The sequence below is a fragment of the Gemella sp. 20925_1_85 genome (genome assembly GCF_041433735.1).
Classification (GTDB): domain Bacteria; phylum Bacillota; class Bacilli; order Staphylococcales; family Gemellaceae; genus Gemella.
In genome coordinates this window covers 13,806-37,031 of the sequence record NZ_JAPWCC010000003.1, presented here as the reverse complement: position 1 = coordinate 37,031, position 23,226 = coordinate 13,806, and the positions used below count along the sequence as shown (strand labels likewise).

Genomic DNA, 23,226 nt, shown 5'->3' with positions numbered 1-23,226 from the left:
TTTCTTCGTTATTTTTATACCATCTATGAGATATTATCCGCAAAGTGGGTTGTACTCATCCTCATCTGAAGAACAGCCCATATTTTCTCCATGGTTTTTGCTCGCTTCATTGAAGTAACGATATACTCTCTTATTATCATCACCCATAAAATAAATTGGATTGAATTGGATATATTTCATATTCCCTTCTTCATCTAGAAGATTTTCACAAACAACTCTTCGTTTTATAGATGCTACAAAATTCGTGTATTTTCCATACTCAGAAGTACTTTCAACTTTACATTCAAGCGACAGTATACATTCATCCATAATCGGAGCATCGATATATTTTGCTGGATCATATGTCATATCAGCCATACCAATTTTATTCTGCCCTGAATGGAATCCCGCAATCTCCACCTTACTAAGTATTTGTTGACACGGTACGTTAACAGTGAACTCTCCATATTCTTTAATATTATCTACAGCATTACTATCTGTTGTAAGGCCAACTGTAATCATATCTCCTAATGAATATGATGAACTACACGCTGTCACATTATACTTCCATTTTTTATCCTTATAGCCTATTAATATTACAGGAAATCCGTAATATAACTTACTGGTTTTAGTTTCTAATTTCATCTTCTTCTGTCCTTTTTCTTATTTTCCTTTTATATTTAACCTTCCCTATTTTATCTTTTCGCTATAAAAGCCAATGTCTTTTCATCTGAATTTTTTTCGTTATATTCAAAACCATCAAATTTGATCTTTTTCATTTCGTCTACTGAAGAAACTTTGTTTTTTACAAGCTCAGTTAAGAACTTACCTCTAGCTTTTTTTGATATTGTAGAGTGGACTTTTAACACTCCTTCTTTTTCTTCCATAAAGCTAATTCTAGTAAACCTATCCCTCTGTTCTTTTGAAAATACCTCTTCAAATTCACTAGAAAGTAATGACACGATTAATTCTTCATCCTTAATACTCTTATCATAATCTTCACGCCAGAAGTTTTTCAATGACTGATTTGCGATTTTAATATTTTGTAAGAAGTCTAATCTATGCTCTTGAATTAAATCGTAAGCACCTATTACGCCATATAAAGATGTTGTAATAAATACATTTTCTTTTATATATTTTTTATCCGTCTCATCAAAATCAGCACGAGCTATATTTCTATACATTAGACCATTAAATAGCTCTAACGCCTCAAAACTTTTTGCTGTTTTTTTATTTATTTTTTCCCAGCGAGAAAATTCTTCCACAGCCTTTTTTTCTTTGATTTTATAGGCTTTCGCCAAGTCCTCTACACTTAATTTTGCTATTTCGCTTACTATTTCAGTACTTTTGTCACTTAGACTTACTGTCTCATTCGGAAGAGCCTTTTTGTTTAATTCTTTGGCTGTTGGTATTAAGATTTTCATTATTATTCCTCTTCTTCTGGTAACTCTAAGAAGCTATTTTCGATTAAACTTTCAACTTCCATCAATACAAAGTTGTACTCTGTTGCTTCTATAGCTGGATCGATAATTAATGTGTTAAAGTACCCTACTACGAAATCACGGTTAGCGATCTCTAGTTTAAACATATATTCACTGATTTCATCTACTAAAAATGCTGTTTCTTTAAGAACTTTGTCTTCATAAGTGTTAGCGTAGTGAACTGTTTCTAAAAGTCTGCGAATTTCTAAATCTGCGTGCTCTTTAGCAAAGCGATCACGAATGTGTTTTGCAAGTTCTTCAGCTTTTAGTTCTTCTGTGTTAATATTTTCTTTTTTTAGTACGTCTTTCTCTTCTAATTTTGCTAATAATTCTGTTAAAGATTGGTGTAATGTTTTCATTTAATTTTCTCCTATATTTACAATAAATTTTTTTAAAACTTCCTCTATATATTTTATAAGAAAAACATGAAAAACGCTAATAATACGCTACATACACAACTACGCTAGATTTCAAAGAAAACTATATTATGTACTGTTATTTTATTATTGTAGTAGAACTGATCAGGCCTAAAAACTACTACTGAAAATTATCACATAAATAAATACATTTCCCACTTTTTATTGTTTTGACAACGCTTTCTTGTGATGTTATAATATAAGTAAGATATAATATATATTTTACTATACATTTAACATTATTATAAGATAGATTTGCTATAAAAAAAAATTTATTATCAATAAATTAAAATAATCTAAAAAATTATGGAATTAATTAGGGAGCTTTGACGATAAGTTAATTTCAGGGATTTTAAAAAGGGGGATTTTATATGAGCAATGATGATAGATTAAAAACTACTATAATAATATTATTAGTAATTCTGATTTTAACGATAATTTTTTGCACAATAGCTATAATTGAAAAATTAGACTTGGTTCAACATACTCCAAGTCTTGTGAGAATTGTAGCATAAACGATGTCCTTAAAGCACTTAAAAACGCAGATAAAACATAGTTTTTGTCTGCGCTTTTATTATAAAAGATGTTATAATATTAACGAAATAATTATTCGAGGTGAATTATGAAAAAATATGTAATGGCAATAGATCAAGGCACTACTAGTTCTAGAGCGATAATATTCAATAAAAAAGCAGAAATAATAACAAGTAGCCAAAAAGAATTCCCCCAAATTTTTCCTAAGTCTGGTTGGGTGGAACACGATGCTAATGCAATCTGGAATTCAGTACAGTCGGTCATTGCAGAAGCATTCATCGAAAGTGGTATAAAACCAAATCAAATAGATAGTATTGGAATTACAAACCAACGTGAAACTACCGTTATTTGGGATAAAGAAACTGGACTACCTATTTATAATGCAATAGTTTGGCAAAGCAGACAAAGTGCTGATATAGCTAATAAACTGGTTAGTGATGGTTATAAAGATATAATTCATCAGAAAACTGGTTTAGTCGTCGATGCCTATTTCTCTGCGACTAAAATACGTTGGATATTAGATAATGTACCTGGAGCACAACAACGCGCCGAAAATGGTGAGCTTCTATTTGGAACTATCGATACATGGCTAGTTTGGAAGCTTACAGGTGGAAAAACTCACGTTACCGACTACACAAATGCAGCGAGAACAATGTTATTTAATATTAAAGATTTAACTTGGGACAAAGAAATATTAGAAATTCTAAATATACCAGAATCTTTATTGCCAGAAGTTAGATCAAACTCTGAGGTGTACGGAAAAACTACAGATTATCATTTTTATGGTGGCGAAGTTACAATAAGTGGACTAGCTGGAGACCAACAAGCAGCCCTTTTCGGGCAACTTGCCTTCGATAAAGGAATGATAAAAAACACATACGGAACAGGTTCATTCATTATCATGAACACGGGCGAAACTATGGAACTTTCAAAAAATAACCTATTAACTACTATAGGTTTTGGAATTAATGGAAAAGTTTATTATGCTTTAGAAGGTTCAATTTTCATCGCTGGAAGTGCAGTTCAGTGGTTAAGAGACGGATTACGTTTAATTAAAAAGTCATCAGAAACACAAGCATTAGCTTACAATTCTAAAAGCAATAACGAAGTATATCTAGTGCCCGCCTTTACAGGACTAGGTGCCCCGTATTGGAATCCAGATGCTCGTGGAACTATCTTTGGCTTAACACGTGCCACTACTAAAGAAGATCTAGTGAAGGCTACATTGCAGTCAATTGCCTACCAAGTACGTGATATTATAGATACTATGAAAATCGATGCTAAGGTAGAAATCCCCCTTCTAAAAGTCGATGGAGGTGCTGCAAATAACGATTATCTTCTAGAATTTCAAGCAGATATTCTAGGTGTTAAAGTAGCTCGTGCTGAAAATCTAGAAACTACAGCTTTAGGTGCTGCATTCTTAGCGGGACTAGCTACTGGATACTGGGAAAGCTTAGATGAGCTTAAGAATCTAAACACTGCAGGAAAGCTATTCGTTCCTACTATGGAAAAAGAAGAACGGGAAAAACTTTACAAAGGATGGAAACGTGCAGTAAGAGCTACGCAGATTTTTGCAGAGGAATAATTATCAATAAAATAAAAGCTAAGAATTAGGTTTTAAAAAAACTTACTCTTAGCCTTTTTTGTATCTAATATATTTTCACTATTTATATAAGTAGTATAGCCAATTTCTTGAAATAACATTTTCACAGTGATATAATTAAAGTTATAGGTGAAAACGTTTGCCTTGAATTGTTAAACTAACCAAGTTGCAATTTATATAGAAGAGGTGATTTTATGAAGATAAATAATTTTACAAAATGCACACTAGCTGTTGCATTGGGCTTTGGCCTTAACTCTCTTGCTGTTGCAGAAGCAGCAGATAACAATGCGGAAACTCCAGCAAGCGATAAGATAAACAAAAGTTTTATCGAACAGTTTCCTTTCGCTGAAAAATTCACAGATAAAGATGGAATTACAGCCGTAAGAATGAAGAGTCCTGATGTACCTTTAGTTAACAAAGAAAAGGGTTATTCTAGAGAAATCGTTAGGGTTATTAATTATAAACAAGGAACACATAAAACTGTAATTAACAGAATTTATCAATATGTTAGATTCTACGGCGCACCTGTACACGAGATTCCAAAAGACTCTCCAGTTAATGATGTGCCAGAATACAATGGTGGTGCTAATCCTATTGACCCACCTATTTTGGAAAAACCAGAATATAACGGTGGTGCTAATCCTATCGATCCACCCGTTTTGGAAAAACCAGAACTAAAGTTTGAATATAAACTTATTGACCCACCTGTATTAGAAAAACCAGAATATAACGGTGGCGCTAATCCTATTGATCCTCCCATTTTGGAAAAACCAGAATTAAAAGTTCCAAATACTCCGGAAAAACCAAAAACACCAGAAGTATCTAAACCAGAAAAACCGAAAACGGATATTCCTACCAACTTACCTAAACCAAAAGAGAACAATCCGCAAAATAACAGTAAAGTTCTCCCCAATACAGGTTTAGAAACAAGTTCAAGCATGGCTATTATCGGAACTTTAGCTTTATCAATTATCGGACTTGCAATTTTAAAACGAAAAAACAATTAATAATTCTTTTTTACTCAGTATCAGAAAAGAAGATTATAAGATAGCCTCATCCTCTTTGATGAATCTCATTCTTATAATCTTCTTTTAATTTTCTTACCCTAATAACTCTTCGTATAATTTTTTATCTAAATCTTTAAACACATTGAATACTACTTTTAAATCAGCAGCAGGGTTCTCCCTAAAGAATTTCTTAACCTCAGCTACCGCTATTTCAGCAGCAAGATTATTTGGAAATCTAAATTCTCCCGTGCTTAAACAGCAAAAAGCAATACTCTTAAGATTGTTATCTACCGCTAATTTTAAAGAATTTCTATAAGATGATGCAAGTAATTCCTTATCATCATCTTCAACAACACGATATATTATTGGTCCAACTGTATGAATAACATGTTTAGCTGGTAAGTTATAGCCAGCTGTTATCTTAGCTTGCCCTGTTTTTTCAAAACTTCCTTGCTTTTTCATTATTTCATCACATTCTTTTCTAAGTTGCAATCCTGCTTGTGTGTGAATAGCATTATCGATACATCTGTGTAGCGGAATTAAGCATCCTAATAGAGCTTTGTTCGCAGCATTAACTATAGCATCTACTTCTAATGTAGTTATATCCCCTTGCCATAGATAAATATTCTTATCAATTTCAGTTAAATCTTCTAGTCTTGTTATTCCTTTAGCACTTAGAACCTCTTGCAAATATTCGTCTTGAACTTCATAAAATTCACTCGGTAGCTCCGAAACTTTCCACGTGTTCATTAATGATCTAAACAAATCTCTCTTTTCTTGTTCCGTCTCCGGTATTTCTATTTCTGAATTTAGTGTTTTTATTAAATAATCTAGTTTTTCCATAATCTAAATAGTTCCTCCATGTCACTTATTATTATATACCTTACTTAAACATGTGTCTATAATTGAGACATTCTATAATCTTTTCAGAGATTAACGAAAAAGCTCCAGATTTGTAAATAAGTTCGTATGAGAACTCTTAGCACCACTGATTTATTAATAAAAATACGACTTCAAAAATTAGAGAATAAACTCTAACTTTTGAAGTCGTTATATTTTATCTTATTTTTGTCTACGACGTTTTACGTAAACAGTTAGTCCTACTAAAGCTAGTACTACAATTCCAGCATAAGCTGTTGCATTATTATTTAATCCTGTTTTTGGTAATAATGAATTAGATTTTGAAACTTTTCCGAAATCTTCATCTACATTAAATGTGTTTTCTTTCTTAGTTTCTTTTCCAACAAAACCACCTAAGATATCTTTGATTGATTTTTTAGAAACTTTTTTCTCCACTTCTTTCAACGCTTCTAATGCTTTATCTACTTCTTCTTGAGTAGCTGTTGCTGAAGCTAATAGTTCCTGTGCCTTTTGAACTGCATCTAGATAAGCTTTCTTATCTTCCGCACTTGCGCTTTCAAAACTATCTTTCTCTTTGACTTCTGCTAAATGACTTAATTGTTCATTTAGTTTTTTCTTGTCTACTTTTGGTGCTTCAGGTTGCGGTTTGTTTCCTTCTTCTTTCTTAGGTTCCTCAGTTGTTGGTTTCGGCTCTTCTTTTGGAGTCTCAGCTGCTGGTTTTGGCTCCTCTTTCTTAGGTTCTTCAACCGCTGGTTTTGGTTCCTCTTTCTTAGGAGTTTCAACCACTGGTTTTGGCTCTTCTTTCTTAGGAGTTTCAGCTGCTGGCTTCGGTTCTTCTTTCTTAGGTTCTTCAACCGCTGGTTTTGGCTCTTCTTTTGGTGCCTCACCTGCTGGTTTTGTTTCCTCTTTCTTAGGAGTTTCAGCCGCTGGCTTCGGAGCTTCTACTTCTTTACCATCAAGAGCATTTTCAGCTTGTTGTAATTTTCCTAACACAGCTGTAACTTCTTCTACAGTTGCATCTTTGTTATCAAGAACTGCTGTCGCTTCTTTTATAGTATTTACGAAGTTATCTTTTTTATCTTGTCCTGCATTTTTGAATTTAACCTCAGTTTGAAGTTTTTCAGTTTCTTTTAATTTTTCGATTAATTTAGCTTTGTCTACTTCTTTCTTCACTTCTGGTTGTTGTAAATTAGCTAATGTTACTTTAGCTTCATTTAGACTTGCCACCGCACTGTTTACTTCTTCTTGAGTTGCATTTTCGTTTTCAAGAACTTTCTTAGCTGATTCTAATGCTTTGTTGTATGCATCTTTAGCTTCGATAGTTGCATTTTTGTACTCTTTAGTTTCATCTAACGCTTTATCCGCTTCTATTGCTTTTTGAAGCTCTGCTTTATTCACTTTCGCTTTCTTCTCTACTGGGGCATCTTTTGGAGTCAATGCTACAAAGTTACTGAAGCTATCAGTAGTAAATGTAAGCTTACCATCAGCATAATTAACACTGCTTACAGCCGTTAATTTTCCATCTTTTTCATGGAAGAAGCGCTCTGGAGCTTTCGCTAAATCTAAAGTTACACTTCTATCACCAGGAACTTTAACTTCTTTTCCTGCTGCATCTACAATATGAATGTTAAAGTATTCAACATCATATTTACTTAAGTCTACATTACCTTCTGTTAATTGTTTTTGGATATTTGTTTTTTCTTCTGCAGTTGGTTCTGTTACAACAAGTTTGTAATTATTGTAAAGTTTTTTCTCAGTGAAATCTACTGTACCTTGTGATTTAGAATTCTCAGTAGTTCCTACACTTGCTACTTTTTCTGCAACGTTTAGAACAACTTGTTTTTTGTTGTGCCCATCTTTTACTACTAATTCAAAGTTGTTTTCTGCTGGAGTATATCCTTCAGGTGTTACTATTTGAATTGTGTATGTTCCATTTTCTAAGTTTTTCTGGAAGGCATTTTTTCCATATAAACTTGTTGGAAGTGATATTTTAGTACCATCTTGGGCTACTGCATAAACTTTGGTTCCTGCTGGAACTGGCTTATCAAAGCTGATTTCTGTAGCATTTCTGCTGATTTCATCTACTCTAAATTCAACCTCTTTTGTTGGTTTATCTTTAGTTATTTCAAAGTCAACTTTTGATGGTGTAAGTAGTTTGTACTCTCCATCAACCATAACTACTTCTACAGTATATTTACCGAATGGTAATGCTTGGTATGTACGTTTGTTTCTAGAGAAGTCTTCCCCTACGATTTCACCTTTTTCATTAGTGATCTTGTAACGCAGGCGACGTGAATTGTTTCCTGTTCCGTCACCTTTTTTAACTTCTACTTCTAGGCTTCCTTTACCATTACCTTCAACATTTGATAAGTTAATACTGTCTTTGTTATCTGCGAAGTCTTTTACTTCAAAAGTAAGATCTTTTAATTCTACACCTTCTGGAATTGTGTAACTTCCATCTTCATTTGCCGCAATAGTATTTTTACCATAGCTTAATTTTTTGTAGAATACTCCACTTCCATCTTCTAATACTGGATATGGTGTGAATTTACGAGTTGCTTCATCGTAGTAACCACCGTTAGCACCTGTGATTTTCGGAGCTTTTCTATCGATTACTACATTGAATGTTGTTTCTTGCATATCTGCACCACTTACTGCTGCACTATAAGAAACTACATATTGATACTCACCGTCTGGAAGAGGGTTACCGTTATTGTCAACACCTTTCCAGTTTGTCATAGTTAATGATGTGTATTTTTTACTTGTGTTGTTGTAGAAGTTTTTGTTACCAGAACCATTACCATTTTGGTAAAGTGGGTTTTTACGTTCTACATCGTCTTTAGCATATACTGAAAGTTTTAGGTTTTCGAAGTTACGGTAGAATACCCCTCTCATTCCTATTTCATCATAATTCTCATCACCGTTTGGCGAGAAGAAAATTTTATCAGTAAAGAATCTTTCACCAGTAACAGGATTTACATACGCTCCTGCTAGTGTTCTCTTATCTTTTTTATCTTCTTTATAAGTTGTTAACACTCCTGTGAAATTCATCTCTGTTAATGAATCCCAGTTATTAGGGTTTGAAGTATAACCATACTCATATGTTGGTTTTTCTCCATTTTTCATAGAATAAATTGGTTTTTCTAATACGGGTAGATTTTGGAACTGACCTTTAAATCCTACGAATGGAATATTAGCTTTTAATGCACTTTCTTCATCATAGAAAGTTACAAATCCTTCTAGATAATATCCATTAGTAAATACTTTTTCTAGTTCTCCTTTGAAGTCCGTAGCATCAACTGTGATTTCTACTTCTTTTTCACCTTTCGCTGGAACTTCAACTGAAGCCCAAGCAGTCGTCAATAACTTCTTAGGTGTCATTGTCAGTCTTCCACTCCAGTCAGCACCAGCATCTTCACCATAATAGTTATCAGTAGTTAAGTGAGCTGCATATTGTAAGTTTTGAGCTTTGTCTGATAGATTATGTAATACTAATTTAAAAGTAAATTTATCGCCAACATTTCCTAAAGAAACACTTCCGTAGTTGTTTTCTCCAGTTACATAAAGATCTCCATATGCTGCTTTATTAGCATCGATTAGACCCGCTCCTTGAAGGCGTGGTGATCTATATGCTGTTGTGTATCCATCAGAATATACCTGTGGATTGGCCGTACTCATGATTAATCTCTTCGCTAAGCCTTGAATTTCTTCAGCACTTAAGTTCGGGAATCTTTCTGATAATACTTGCTTCACAAGAGTTATTGCTCCCGCAACGTGTGGTGAAGCCATACTTGTTCCACTATCTAGACCGTATCTTCCATCATTATAAGATGATAAGATATCTCCTCCTGGTGCTGTTACGTCAGGTTTTAAGTATCCATCAACACTCATTCCCCAACCAGTAGATTCATCGAATTCACCTTTTTTAGGATTATCTTGTTTATCCCAAGTACCATTAAATGTTATTTTATATTCCCCTTCATGAGCAGAAAGTTCATTACCGAATTTGTAGTAAGTTGTTACTACAGGGAAATCTTTATCTTGTCCATTTAATGTCAGGTTATAAATAGTATCTCCTTCATTGAAGTAGATTACCGCCCCTGCTGCCCCGTATTGTTTAGCTAGTTTAACTTTTTCTTCAAAGCTATTACCACCACGTTGGATAAGGGCGATTTTTCCAGTTAAATCTTTATCAGCGTAGTTTTCAGCTTTACCAACTCCAACATATACATAGTCGTATGCTCTCTTGTCGAATTGTTTAGTATAGCTGAAAATTGGCATTTTTCCATTATCGAAATCAGCATTGTCTTTAAGCTGCTCAATATTCGCCACTTCTCTGTTAAGAACGCTGTTGCTTATGTTCGCTACAGAAATTGCATCTTCAGAAACCGATGGTCTTCCTACAGTTCCGTAATCTGGATTAGCTGCACTTGGGTTTGTTTGTCCACTAGCGAAGAATGCATTGTTCCCAGCTGCTGCAACTATATTAACACCAGCTTTTTTCGCAACATCCATCGCACGAACTAAACCGTCACCTACTTCTACTACTGAACCAGCTGGTGAACCTAAACTTAGATTTATCGTATCAGCACCAAGTTTAATAGCATCTTCTATCGCTTTTGTATAGATATAAGATTCTGTTCCTGCATTTTTAGTATCCGAGAATACACGCATGAAAATTAACTGAGCTTCTGGTGCTATACCTGTTACGTAATCACCATTTGTGAATTTCTCCTTAGGATTACCTACTGCAGTCCCGGCAACGTGCATACCGTGTGATTTATAAGCACTTTGTTTGATATCATTATTCCAGTCGTTATAGTTGAATGCAAATGGTAATTTTTCACTATACCACTTACCGTAGTCTATACCCGCTTCTTTTTTTATTTTTTCAATTTCATCTTTAGTTTTATATTTAGATTTTGAATTGTCTGATAATCTAAGCACTGGATGATTCGGATCAAGCCCTGAATCTAATACTGCAACAACTTTCCCTTGTCCTCTATATCCTTTATTCCAAAGAGGTTGTATATTAATAAGATTATAACTATCTAAAGCTTTAGAAAAATCATTAGCTTCAGTGCTTTCTTTCTTCTCTTCTTCGCTCGCTACATTTTCTGGTTTATTGTAGCTAACACTCATTTCAACAGTGTCTACAAAGTCTAACTCTTGAATTTTTTTAGCATTTGAAAATGTAGTTTCTAAGGCAAAACCATTCATTAATGTATCGTATTCAAACAGTTTTTCATAATCGATACCTTTATCTTTAATCTCTTTTAACGCCTTTTCCCTAGGTGCTTTTGTTGATTCCGTAACTTCTTTAATTCCTTCTTTGGTTTTTAATTTATTAGGATCAACGTCACCTTTTAATTTAACAATAACTTTTACCTTATCATCATTTTGAAACTTATGTTCTTCACTTTTTGAAACATTCGATAGCTCATCTTTTTTTTCTTCTTGGGCTAGTGTTATTTTTGATGATACTCCATAATTAAATGTACTGATATTTCCTAGTAGTAATGCTGCACTCAGCACACTTACGGCTGTCTTTTTAGTCAGTGTCATTCCTTCTTCTCCTATCTTTTTTAAGTGTATTTAAAGTATATTTCTATATTTTAACATATATTATCTGAAAAACAAAGACAATTTTCAGATATAACGTTTTTATAAATCTAAATGGATTTTTTTATTTAAGATTCGATACAAAATTTCTAAGAAAAATTAAAAACCAAGCACAGCTTTTGTGCCTGGTTTTATAATAAAAAAGTTAATAAACGACTTAAAATACAATCTTTTAGCTCTTTTATACACTAATCGACTAAATTTTTGTCGTTTAAAGTGTAACTATATTAATTAATATTAACTATATATACATCTTAATTATTTCATACTATTTATACTTTGTCAAAAGCAAATCAAACTCCAATATTTAATTTATACTCTCATAAAGAATAAATATTAATTGAATTGTTATCTTTAATTTACATACCTTAACAAAAAGAACTACCTCACCATATTTTTATATATTTTCGACAACAATTCTATACACGAAAATACAACGATATTATTTTTTTAAGGGGTTGACCCAAAGGTCCTAAATTTCAACAAAATGTATTTGATAATTCATAGACGCAGTGGTTTATTGATATCTAAATTCGCTTTATTAAAGCTTTTTAGATATCTAATAAACTGTTCGGGGGTGACTCGACAAAATCTTGTTTCTCCGAAATCACGATTTTTGAGTCACTCCCTCCTAGGAAATTAACTATACTTTAATTTTCCAAACTATACTAAAGTGTGATAAAATAGAAACTAATTAAAAAATATAGTTATGACGGAGGTAGAATGAAATATTTAACTAATGAAGAAGTAACTAAAGCGAAAAAAAATATTAGTGAAATAAAACCTTATAAAACTACTAAAGAGATTATCTTTTCTAATATTTTTACTTTTTTCAATGCTATGAACTTAGTTTTGGCAGCATTTATAGCTACAACACTTAGATTTGAAAATATGTTGTTTTTAGGTGTAATTACCATAAATACTGCAATTGGTATTTTTCAAGAAGTTCGTTCGAAAAATGCCCTTGAGAAGTTGAGTTTGCTAGGTAGAAGTAAATACCGAGTAAATCGTGATAATGAAACAATAAATATAGATTCTGAAGAAATCGTCCTTGGAGAATATTTACATTTAAATCTTGGTGATCAGATTCCTGTAGATGCCGAAATCATTGAAGGTAGTATCGAGGTCGATGAATCACTATTAACTGGTGAAAGTGATAATATCTTTAAGACTGCTGGTGATAAAGTAATGAGTGGTAGTAACGTAGTTAGTGGTAGTTGTTTAATAAGAGCTATTGCTGTCGGAGAGGATAGCTATATTAACAAGCTTGCTAAAAGTACTAAAGAATTCAAGAAATATCCATCTAAACTTCGTGACTATATGGATAAAATCTTAAAAGTTATATCTATTTTATTAGTTCCTGTCGCAATTATGCTATACATGCGTGGTGCTAGTCTGGGACGTGGTTATGTAGAAATAGTTCTCCGTAGTGCTGGAGCTTTAGTAGGTATGATCCCAGAAGGGCTAATCCTTCTTGTCAGCGTCTCTCTTGCGGTTGCTGCTATGAAACTTGCTAAAAAGAAAGTTTTAGTTCAAGAACTATATTGCGTGGAAACTCTTGCTAGAGTAGATGTTCTTTGTTTCGATAAAACAGGAACTATCACCACGGGTAATATGAATGTTGTAGAAATCGATAGTGAAGTTGCAGAAAAACTATCAAGCTATCTTGCATACTTCGATGATGAAAATGCGACATCTAGAGCTTTAAAAAATCATCTAACATGTGAAAAACAATGGGATATAGAGGAATTAGGAGCCTTTTCTAGTAAAAATAAATATTCATTTATAAAACTACAAAATGGTGGAACATATTTCTTCGGAGCATATGAATTTCTGGGCTTCTCAGCTGAAATGGATGAGTATTACGAAAATCTGAAAAAAGATGGTTATCGAATTTTATCGCTAGCCCATACTGAAGATAGTACAAACGTCCCTACTAATATGAAACTCGTAGGACATGTCGTTCTATCAGATGAAATAAAAGAAAATACAAAAGAAACATTCAAATACTTCGAATCACAAGGTGTTGAAGTGAAAATAATCAGTGGAGATAACCATATAGCCGTATACGGTGTCGCTAAAAAAGCTGGTTTCAAAGAAGATGCTAAAGCTATTGATATGACTAAAGTGACTGATGAGGAATTTGAAAAAACTGTTCTTGAAAATGATATTTTCGGACGCGTTACTCCTGAACAAAAACAGAAAATGGTAGCCGTATTACAAAAGGCTGGTAAGACTGTCGCTATGAGTGGTGACGGTGTTAACGATGTTCTTGCCTTGAAAAAAGCCGATATTAGTTTTGCTATGAATGGTGCTACTAGTGCTGCAAAAAGCGTATCGAACATCGTATTCTTAACGGATGACTTCGGAGTATTCTACGACATACTTATGGAAGGTCGTCGTGTTATTAATAACATTCAGAAGGTAGCTTCACTATTCCTAACAAAGACATTCTTCTCGATTGTCTTCTCAATACTTAGTGTAATCTTCGCCTTGGAGTTTGCATTTATACCGATTCAATTTACGATAATTTCAGCGATAACAATCGGTATTCCATCCTTCTTCCTAACTTTTGAAGCGAATAAGGGAAAAGTAAGTAATAACTTCATGAAGGACATACTGACGAACGCTGCGATCGGTGGTGGTATATTAGTAGCTACAGTACTACTGACAAACTTTGCTATCGCAGACAATTCACAAGCGAAGTTCATCTGTTTCCTTCTTGCGTTAATAAATGGATTATGCATGGTTGCGAAGGTCAGCTTACCTCTGAATAAATACAAAATTGCACTGCTTTCTATGTTAAGTATGGCTGCAATTATAGGTGTGGGAGTTAATATATTTATCTTGAAAAATCACTTTACACCATTAGTATTTTCTCAAGTAATTTATATAATTATTCTTGCAATAGTGATTTCAACACTTCACTTCTTTACGAGAAGAAAGCTGAAAAGATAAAAATTTATCGCTCATTTATCGCTCATTTATCGCTCGTTTTTGGTTGTGAACATTCACTAAACCTTGCTATAATAACACTTCAAAAGAGTATAACAAAACCCCAGACTTGGTTAGTTCCAAATCTAGGGTTTATTTTTATTCTTCGTCAGAAGTTTTTTCGTCTTCTAGGTCTTTTTCTTCAACCTTTTCAACTTTATCTTCCTCGTTTTTAGCCTCTTCTTGAGCTTTTTTCTCAGCTTCTTCTTTAGCCTTACGAGCTTCTTCTTCATAGTATTTCTTATTAACTACTTTATCTAGTTGATCTGCATCTCTTTCATCTAAGTCTTTTGGCATTTTTCCAAATTGGTAAAGAGCAACGATTTCTTTTCTATCGATTGTTTCAACTTCGATAAGTGTTTGTGCAATAAGTTCTAATTGATCTCTGTGAGTTTCAATGATGTGAAGAACTTTAGCGTAACATTCGTTAATAATTTTACGAACTTCAATATCAATTTCTTTCAGCATTTCTTCTGAGTAGTTACCGATACTTGAAAGTTGACGTCCACCATATGGATCGTGGAATGGAGCTTGCATTGGTCCTACAGCATCACTCATACCATATTCTGTAACCATCGCACGAGCAATAGCTGTTACTCGTTCGAAGTCATTATGAGCTCCTGTAGATACTTCGTTAAAGAAGATTTGCTCTGCAGCACGTCCACCAAGTAATCCACAAATTTTGTCGATTAAATCTGTACGAGTTTGGAAGTATTTTTCTTCTTCCGGAATCATTAAGTTATATCCACCAGCATCACCACGTGGGATAATAGTAACTTTTTGCACTTTATCAGCACTATCAAGTACCATACCTACGATTGCGTGACCTGCTTCGTGGTAAGCTACTAAACGTTTTTCTTTTGGAGTGTATACTCTACTACGTTTAGCTGGACCACCGATTACTCTGTCCATAGCTTCATCTAGATCTTCTTTATCGATACTAGATTTATTTTCACGAGCTGCTAATAATGCCGCTTCGTTAAGGATGTTAGCAAGATCAGCACCAGAGAATCCTGGAGTTTTTTCTGCTAATGAACGAAGGTCAACACCTTTAGCAAGTGGTTTGTTTTTAGCGTGTACTTTAAGAATAGCTTCACGACCTTTTACATCAGGTGTAGAAACTTTAATTTGTCTGTCGAAACGACCTGGTCTTCTAAGGGCGTTATCTAATACGTCAGCACGGTTAGTAGCCGCAATTACGATAATACCTTTTTCACCATCGAATCCATCCATTTCAACAAGAAGTTGGTTAAGAGTTTGTTCACGTTCGTCATTTCCTCCACCTACTCCGCTTCCACGTTTACGCCCTACAGCATCAATCTCATCGATGAAAATGATACATGGCGCATTTTTTTCAGCTTCTTTGAATAGGTCACGAACACGACTTGCACCAACCCCTACGAACATCTCAACAAAATCAGATCCTGAGATTGAGAAGAATGGCACTTTTGCCTCACCAGCTACAGCACGAGCTAGTAAAGTTTTACCAGTCCCCGGAGGCCCCTCTAGTAGGACACCTTTAGGGATTCTAGCACCCATCTTAGTGAATTTACGGTGATCTTTTAAGAACTCAACCATTTCAGCAAGTTCTTGTTTTTCTTCATCAGCTCCAGCTACATCATCAAATGTAACTTTCGCTTCTCCACCATCGATTTTTTTAGCTTTAGATTTTTGGAAGCTCATTACTTTGCCTCCACCGCCACCTTGCATTTGTGTCATAAAGAAAACTAAAACACCCATAAACAAGATAAGCGGAATAATGTTACCTAAGAATGATAGAATTGCTCCAGTTTTTTCAGCTGGTTTATATTCTACTACACTTAATTTTCCATCTTTAGCTTTTTCATTAATTTGTTTTTGTACTTCAGAGTCAGATGCTGCAACTACACTCTCGAAGTTCTTATTACCATCTGTGTAAGTACCTTTAACATTGTAGTTCTCATCTTTTCTTTGTAGACTTATTTCTTTAACCTTGTCATCTTTAATAGTCTGAACAAGTTTAGCATAGTCTATTTTTTCAGTTGTCCCAGGTAAATCTTGCTGCCAATATGCAAATAATCCAATCGCGATTACGATTAATGCAAGCATACCAAGGATAGGGTTTTGCCTTTTTTTATTATTCATATAGACAATCTTCCTCCTATCATTTTTCTAAACATAATTTATTTTACCATATGTAACTTAAGTTTGGCTAATATTTTGACCTTTTTTGATTAAAATATTATTATGAATAAATTTCTTCTTTTAGAATACCAATATAAGGTAAGTTTCTATATCTTTCATCATAGTCTAAACCAAATCCTACTAAGAATTCATTTGGTGAAACAATACCGATATAATCAGCTTCAACATCAACTACACGAGTTTCTGGTTTATCTACTAATGAAGCACATGCTACAGAAGCAACATTTCTTCCTTTTAAGTTTTCAATAAGAGCTTTAAGAGTTCTTCCTGTGTCTACGATATCTTCAACGATAATTACGTGACGTCCTTCAATATCCATTCCACAGTCTTTTTTGATTTTGATTACACCAGAAGATTCAGTTCCTCCGTGATAACTAGATACATCCATAAAGTCAGTAACTACATGAATGTCAATGTGTTTTAAAAGTTCTGCCATAAAAGGTAATGCCCCTTTTAATGTACAAATTAGAACAGGACATTTATCTTTATAATCCTCTTCAATTTGTTTAGCAATTCTTTTACTAGCAACAACGATGTCCTCGTGTGTAAATAGAACTTTCTCGATATCTTTTAATAAATTTTCCACTGTTTTATCCTTTCGTGTTTATATAATAATCATATTTTTTGTTTTTGTTAACTTTAGTATTTATTCCTAAAACACCTAAAACCCCATCTTTATTGCGAATTACTGGAAGTTTGTCCCTAAGTTCCTTGGGAATCTTTTCATCGATAAAAAGACGTGAAAGTTTTTTGCTAACCTTACCTCTTTGAATTCTATCGCCATCCCTCTTAGTCGTAACTATTAAAGGCAAATCTTCTTCATTAAATCCAACCTCAGATGAGTTGTTAGTTGTCGTTATTAGAAAACTACTCTGATGAAATGTATAAACTTTATTAATATCCACTTCATCTATTATTAATTCTATCTTATCATTATACCATTTTTTTTCGATTTTATGAATATAAATACTATTATATTCGCTAATAATTTTTAAATTATTTTTCAAATCATAACTTTTATTGTTATTTCCACTTTTTAAGTCATCTGTTATTGTAAAAAGAGCCCTTTGTTTTACATCAAAAATACCGAAATTATTTGCTAATATGTCTCTTAGCAAGAAATAAATCTCTTCTTTAGTATTTTTTAATAATTTTTCTTTATCTAGCTCAACCTTACCGTCTTTTGTTGAAATTACATAATCATTTTTACTTTCTAATACTTTATTTTTCAGCTCAGTATTGATGTTTTGATAATAACTAGAAAAATTAATCAAATTATCAAAACTCGCAGCATTTACATCGTTTAACAACGGTACAATATTGTGCCTTATATTATTCCTTGTATAATCAGTATCGAAGTTTGTTGAATCAACATAGTATATTAAGTCGTTTTTATCAGCATACTGCTCAAGGTCTGATTTTAATACATTTAATAACGGGCGATAAACTTCTAAATTTCCAATAGTCGTCTCCTCTTCTATCATCAAATTATAATCCATACTGCGTCCACTAAGGAGCCTCATAAGGATATTCTCTACCTGATCATTTTTGTGATGAGCAGTTATCAACTTCACACCACCTTCTAATGAAGCCATCTCCTCAAAAGCTTCATAACGTAGTTTTCTTGCGAGCATCTCCTCTGATGTATGGCTATCCCTTGCCAGTTCATTCATGTTCAGCTCTTTTTTGTAGAACTTAACATTGTAGTTTTTGACAAAATTCTCTACGAACTCGGCTTCTTCATAAGACTGCTCTCTTAGACCATGATTTATGTGAAACACCACTAATTCTTTATAACTCTCTTTATACTTTGTAACAAGCAGATGAAATAAAGCTATAGAATCCACGCCTCCTGACAGACCTAGTGCTATTTTATCAGTTTTTTGCCATAAAATATTAATGTCCATCTAGATAACCTCTCTCTTGAAGACCTTTCTTAATTTTTTCGAACTTACCTTCAGCTTGCTTTGTCGTCGCAATTATATCTTCTAGTAATCCTTCTGGTGCTGGAGGAATCTCTTTTTTCTCCTCTTTTTCCTCAGATAGCTCAGTAATATTACTCTTCTTACCTTTTCCTACAGAAATCTTCATATTCCCTATGAATTGAAGTTTTTTCAAATCTTTTAGCGTTTTTGTCTCCTGTTTAGGCTCCTCTATTTCTTCCTTCACTTCTTGTCTTTTCTGAACTTCAGGTTGTTCTTTAGCTTCTTTTTTTATCGGTGATTTCGGTTTGTTTTTCTTTTTGTTCTGTTTTTCTTTAGAGTTTTTCTCTACTTTTCTCTTCTCACCTTCAGCTTGCTTCAACTCTTTTTGTGTTAAAATCACTAAAGAATCCTTTGTACCTTTCTCCTCAGCTTTAATAACAAAACCAACAGAAAAAATCTCCTCTAGCTTCTTCTTTTTACCTATAAACATATTTTCTTTCGGTAAAAATGCATCTTTGCCATTTTCTAGTTTTATATACAGACCTTTACTTTCAACCTTTGTTACTTTACCTGCAACTTTACTCATTTAATCACCTCACTATCAATTTAGATGTAAACTATGTAATCTTAATAGTTTAAACCTCTTAAATCATTCCTATTTATTTTACTTAAATATTATACCACACTATATTCATCTATTGAAATATCAAAGACAATCCGGGGTAATAATATACCAACAAAAAATCCTAACTTCTACAACTAAAAAACACCAACTTCAAAAAGTTATTCTTCCTGAAATCAGCGTTCAATTATTAAATCTTCTTCTAAATAGTGTTATGTTAACTTTCTTTAATAGAAAACATCACTAACCTTTATTATACCATAAAAATAAACATTTTATTAGTCTTTAATTTTTAAAATTTTTATGCTATGTTAAAGATACCAAAGGTATATGTTTCATATCATATATACTTATTTCATAGTAAATACGCAATACGCGATTTCAGGGAGGTTACTATGTTAAACGCAGAAAAAATTAAAAAAATTAAAAAAAGATTTTATATATTTATAATATTCTATGTGTTATTCGGCATCGCGCTATCATCATTATTACATAGAGAACTTAGTTCAGATTTCAAACAAAAATACAAAATCATATTATTTGTGATTGAAGTTTTTTTTATGAATTTACCTATGTTATTAGCTTTGATTATAAATAACTATATAGCTAAAAGAACTAAAACCTTAGAAAAATAAGACACTCTCTAAAACTAGCTATACTAATGTTCCCTTGTGTAGCTAGAAAGAGCGACTCAAAATTACTTTTGAATCGCTCTTTTTTTTATCCGTTATAACAATTTATTATCTCAAATAGCTTGCTACGAATTTCTTCATTTGTTGAATGTCCTAGCATTGATTTCAACTCTACTAGTTTTTTATCTAGTTCCTCAACATCAATATCTAAGGTTGTATTTTTATAAATCATTTTGTTATCAGTCTTTTCACTACTTTCGTAATCAAGCGATAACTCTTCATACATTTTCTCACCAGGTCTTAGACCAATCTCTTCGATATCTATATCTTTATACGGTTCTAATCCTGATAGTTTAATTAAGTTTGTCGCAAGATCTATAATCTTCACAGGTTCTCCCATGTCTAATAGGAAAATTTCCCCTTCACTTGCGTAATATCCTGCTTGTAGTACTAATTGTGCCGCTTCTGGAATCGTCATAAAGTAACGAATAATATTTCTATGCGTAATTGTGATAGGTCCACCTTTTTTAATCTGTTCTTTAAAGATAGGAATAACTGAACCATTTGAACCTAATACATTACCAAATCTAACCGCAGCAAATTTCGTTTTGTACTTATTACCTTTTGATTGTAAAATAATCTCTGTTAAACGTTTCGAAGCTCCCATCGCATTCGTAGGATTTACCGCCTTGTCAGTAGAAATCATAATAAATCTTTCTACTTCTTTTTCAATTGCTACATCCATAACATTCTTTGTCCCAAAGACATTATTTTTTATAGCTTCTTGTGGACGACGTTCCATTAAAGGTACGTGTTTATGAGCTGCAGCATGGAATACAACGCTCGGTTTATACTTATCAAACACCTCAGCTAACGCATCTTTCTCACGAATACTTACTATTTCAGAGATATAGCTTATATCGTCGTATTCTTTACTATGTGATTTTTCAAAATCTAAATCACGCTCTAGCATGTATAAGGCATTCTCGTTAACATCTACTAAAACAAGTTGACTAGGTTTAAATTTGAATATTTCTCTTACGATCTGGCTTCCAATCGAACCACCAGCACCAGTAACAAGGATACTCTTTCCTCTAATATAAGAACGAATCTCCCCTTGAGAAAGCTTCACTTCTCCACGTCCTAATAAGTCTTCGATTGATACATCTTTCAAGTGTTTAGAAATACTCTCCCCGTCTTCTACAGCAACTCCAGAGCTCATTACCTTAACACTAACATTAGCTTCTTTCAGAACGTTTAATATTCTATTTTTATTATAAGCACTAATCGAAGGAATCGCCAAGAATACTTGCTCTACTTCATATTTCGGAATAAGTTTTAGTATTTCATAAGTCGTTCCAACTACTGTAACACCACTGATTACAGAATTTTTTCGATTATCATCTATAAGACCAACTACATTCGCACGGAAAATATTATTTTTAGATAACTCTTTTAATAATATGTATCCCGCATCTCCTGCACCGATAATAAATGTATTTTTATAAGTACTAGCACCATACTTACCAGCTTCTCTTTCACGTAAGGCACGATATAACATTCTTGTAAACATCATACCCGCTATTATTAATAAAGGTGAAAAGATAGCAAATCTAACATTTGAGAATGTATCAGGTAACATATACTGATAAAGGATACTTGTAAGCAAGTCTCCTAAAACTACAGAGATACAAATACTTACTATCTCATTAACGCCTAAGTATGACCATAATGATTTATTAGTACCAAATAAATAAAAACTAATTGTATATATAACAAGTGAAATCACTAGAAATTCTAATATCTCAATATAATGGTCATTTAACATCGCAAATGGATTTGATGCCTTACCTAAAAATATCGATGCTACTACACCTAATGCAACCGTCAATAAGTCCAATAACATGATAAGTTTAAATCTATGATTTATATATATTTTTGATGAAAATAGTCTATCCATAACATCTCCTACAAATTTACCAAAGAGCATTAGGGTCGACTAAACCCAAATCCTAAGTAATCACAATAGTTTATCCATATCTAAATATCAATAAAAACTCTTGCGACAACTAATAAACTATGTGGGGAAGAACTCGAAAAAAACATTTTCGAGTCACCCCCTCAGCTCTTCTACATATTTTAAAACAATCTATAACCAAAGTAACATGTCGCAGCAATAATAATACATAATATTAAAATACTGATTTTTCTAGTTTCCTTGATCACTTTTATCTCTACTATTTTTTGGACTATTAATATAGTTATAGCTACGAAAATCGCAGTAGTCTTAATCCTTTGATTCTCTATAAACATCGTCGCAATTATTATAGCTAAACTAAAAACTGTAATAAGCATATTAACAGCCATAAATATTAATTTTTTATCCGCCATAATTATTTTTTCCTTATCTTGATTGTTACTTTAACAATCGGTGTATCCGTCGCAATTCGAATATTTTCTCTAGGATAAATTTTCAAATTACTTCGTTCTTCTGTTTCTTCTTTAACATCACTTAAGTCAACATCGACGAACATCTCTGATACTCTGGCCAATGTAGCTTCATCTTCCGCCCTAATAGCTACTTTCGAAACATCAGCAGTCGCACTAATCAGCTCGAATCCTGAAGGAAGACTACCTATAGTATTTACTTCTAGTGGAACTTCTTTTTCGATATTCTTCAACTCAATATTCATAACTGTTGAATTTGGTTCTATTTGAATATCTTCGATTTTATTATAGTCACTATCGTAAGCTACTAGTTTTGCTTCTTCTCTAGTATTTCTATTAAGTTTCGTACGAGTATCACTCTCAGCACGAACCTCATTTATTCTATTAAGACTTTCTATTGCACCAGAAATCTTAACTGTTTCATTTGTCACACTAAGATTATCTACTTCATATCCAATCAGTAGACGTTCTTTCTTAACTACCGGTGTAACTTTAAATTCTTTTGTTGCTTTTTCTCTAATAGATATCGTTATAATAGAGGGTTCTGCGGTACCATCAACACCTTTTTCTAAACCATCTATCTCAATTCTAACCTTTTGATCATCACCTATTTGAGCATTTCTAAGATTCAACTTCGCTTTGAAGTTTTTAGCAACACTTTCTTTCTGAACTTTCGTTTTAGTTCCAGATAATTTCACAGATACGGTATTAGGAATACCTACTACATAAAGCTTATCTCTATCATAATCAACATCCAATGGCACATCACTTACCCAAGCTGTTGCATTATCACTAGTACTATCTCCAAGAACCGAAAAGTTTTTAAAATTCTCATTAACCGATAGGAACAGTAGTATCGCTATTAAAAATGATATTAACTTTAACTTATTATTTTCTTTTAGTTGCATAATATCACCT

17 protein-coding genes are annotated in these 23,226 nt (G+C 33.0%); 5 read left to right on the top strand and 12 right to left on the bottom strand.

Going from position 1 to position 23,226, the window contains the following annotated elements; genetic code table 11:
* Positions 1 to 33 precede the first annotated feature (33 nt).
* Genes O3884_RS01530 through O3884_RS01520 form a run of 3 tightly spaced genes read right to left on the bottom strand, consistent with a single transcriptional unit; the run spans position 34 to position 1,819 of the window.
* The gene (locus O3884_RS01530; protein ID WP_304096480.1) at positions 34 to 624 is read right to left on the bottom strand and encodes a flavin reductase family protein; all 591 of its coding nucleotides are present in this window, start codon (positions 622 to 624) and stop codon (positions 34 to 36) included.
* Positions 625 to 674: 50 nt separating this feature from the next.
* Positions 675 to 1,403 carry a peroxide stress protein YaaA gene (gene yaaA, locus O3884_RS01525; RefSeq protein WP_371451259.1) on the bottom strand — a complete coding sequence of 243 codons (729 nt, stop codon included), beginning with the start codon at positions 1,401 to 1,403 and terminating at the stop codon, positions 675 to 677.
* Between the two features lie 2 nt (positions 1,404 to 1,405).
* Positions 1,406 to 1,819, bottom strand: coding sequence for a hypothetical protein (locus O3884_RS01520; RefSeq protein WP_371451258.1), 414 nt, complete (start codon positions 1,817 to 1,819; stop codon positions 1,406 to 1,408).
* A 428-nt stretch (positions 1,820 to 2,247) separates the two neighbouring features.
* Here O3884_RS01520 and O3884_RS01515 point away from each other — a divergent pair, with 428 nt between their 5' ends.
* The 3 genes from O3884_RS01515 (at position 2,248) to O3884_RS01505 (ending at position 5,020) form a co-directional block, all read left to right on the top strand.
* A complete protein-coding gene (locus O3884_RS01515) occupies positions 2,248 to 2,391 on the top strand; it encodes a hypothetical protein (RefSeq protein ID WP_371451257.1) in 144 nt (47 codons plus the stop codon).
* A 107-nt stretch (positions 2,392 to 2,498) separates the two neighbouring features.
* Positions 2,499 to 3,995, top strand: a complete 1,497-nt coding sequence (gene glpK, locus O3884_RS01510; RefSeq protein WP_371451256.1) for a glycerol kinase GlpK — start codon at positions 2,499 to 2,501, stop codon at positions 3,993 to 3,995.
* A gap of 212 nt (positions 3,996 to 4,207) precedes the next feature.
* The gene (locus O3884_RS01505; RefSeq protein ID WP_371451255.1) at positions 4,208 to 5,020 is read left to right on the top strand and encodes an SIALI-17 repeat-containing surface protein; all 813 of its coding nucleotides are present in this window, start codon (positions 4,208 to 4,210) and stop codon (positions 5,018 to 5,020) included.
* A 93-nt stretch (positions 5,021 to 5,113) separates the two neighbouring features.
* Here O3884_RS01505 and O3884_RS01500 read toward each other — a convergent pair whose 3' ends face one another.
* Positions 5,114 to 5,863 carry a protein-ADP-ribose hydrolase gene (locus tag O3884_RS01500; protein WP_371451254.1) on the bottom strand — a complete coding sequence of 250 codons (750 nt, stop codon included), beginning with the start codon at positions 5,861 to 5,863 and terminating at the stop codon, positions 5,114 to 5,116.
* 219 nt (positions 5,864 to 6,082) lie between these two features.
* A complete protein-coding gene (locus tag O3884_RS01495; protein WP_371451253.1) occupies positions 6,083 to 11,446 on the bottom strand; it encodes a S8 family serine peptidase in 5,364 nt (1,787 codons plus the stop codon).
* A gap of 780 nt (positions 11,447 to 12,226) precedes the next feature.
* Between O3884_RS01495 and O3884_RS01490 the strand changes: the two genes are divergently transcribed.
* Positions 12,227 to 14,461, top strand: a complete 2,235-nt coding sequence (locus tag O3884_RS01490; protein WP_371451252.1) for an HAD-IC family P-type ATPase — start codon at positions 12,227 to 12,229, stop codon at positions 14,459 to 14,461.
* 135 nt (positions 14,462 to 14,596) lie between these two features.
* On the opposite strand, the gene ftsH is transcribed toward O3884_RS01490, so the two are convergent.
* From ftsH to O3884_RS01470, 4 genes are all read right to left on the bottom strand, one after another.
* Positions 14,597 to 16,621 (bottom strand): ATP-dependent zinc metalloprotease FtsH, encoded by a 2,025-nt coding sequence (gene ftsH / locus O3884_RS01485; RefSeq protein ID WP_371451251.1) that lies wholly within the window; start codon positions 16,619 to 16,621, stop codon positions 14,597 to 14,599.
* A 100-nt stretch (positions 16,622 to 16,721) separates the two neighbouring features.
* On the bottom strand, positions 16,722 to 17,267 hold the full coding sequence (gene hpt, locus O3884_RS01480) for a hypoxanthine phosphoribosyltransferase (RefSeq protein WP_371451250.1): 546 nt from the start codon (positions 17,265 to 17,267) through the stop codon (positions 16,722 to 16,724).
* Positions 17,268 to 17,271: 4 nt separating this feature from the next.
* Entirely contained in the window at positions 17,272 to 18,588 is a 1,317-nt protein-coding gene (gene tilS / locus O3884_RS01475) for a tRNA lysidine(34) synthetase TilS (RefSeq protein WP_371451249.1), read from the bottom strand.
* The gene (locus tag O3884_RS01470; protein WP_371451248.1) at positions 18,578 to 19,192 is read right to left on the bottom strand and encodes a S1 RNA-binding domain-containing protein; all 615 of its coding nucleotides are present in this window, start codon (positions 19,190 to 19,192) and stop codon (positions 18,578 to 18,580) included. Before O3884_RS01470 ends, tilS begins: the two co-directional genes overlap by 11 nt.
* 431 nt (positions 19,193 to 19,623) lie before the next feature.
* On the opposite strand from O3884_RS01470, the gene O3884_RS01465 reads away from it, so the two are divergent.
* Positions 19,624 to 19,863: a hypothetical protein gene (locus O3884_RS01465; RefSeq protein ID WP_371451247.1), complete on the top strand. Its 240-nt coding sequence runs from the start codon at positions 19,624 to 19,626 to the stop codon at positions 19,861 to 19,863.
* 85 nt (positions 19,864 to 19,948) lie between these two features.
* Here O3884_RS01465 and O3884_RS01460 read toward each other — a convergent pair whose 3' ends face one another.
* The 3 genes from O3884_RS01460 to O3884_RS01450 all read right to left on the bottom strand — a co-directional run bounded on the left by O3884_RS01460 (position 19,949) and on the right by O3884_RS01450 (position 23,216).
* The gene (locus O3884_RS01460) at positions 19,949 to 21,820 is read right to left on the bottom strand and encodes a polysaccharide biosynthesis protein (RefSeq protein WP_371451246.1); all 1,872 of its coding nucleotides are present in this window, start codon (positions 21,818 to 21,820) and stop codon (positions 19,949 to 19,951) included.
* A 179-nt stretch (positions 21,821 to 21,999) separates the two neighbouring features.
* Complete coding sequence (locus O3884_RS01455; RefSeq protein ID WP_003144102.1) at positions 22,000 to 22,251, bottom strand: hypothetical protein; 252 nt, start codon at positions 22,249 to 22,251, stop codon at positions 22,000 to 22,002.
* 2 nt (positions 22,252 to 22,253) lie between these two features.
* Positions 22,254 to 23,216 (bottom strand): CdaR family protein, encoded by a 963-nt coding sequence (locus tag O3884_RS01450; RefSeq protein WP_371451245.1) that lies wholly within the window; start codon positions 23,214 to 23,216, stop codon positions 22,254 to 22,256.
* Positions 23,217 to 23,226 lie beyond the last annotated feature (10 nt).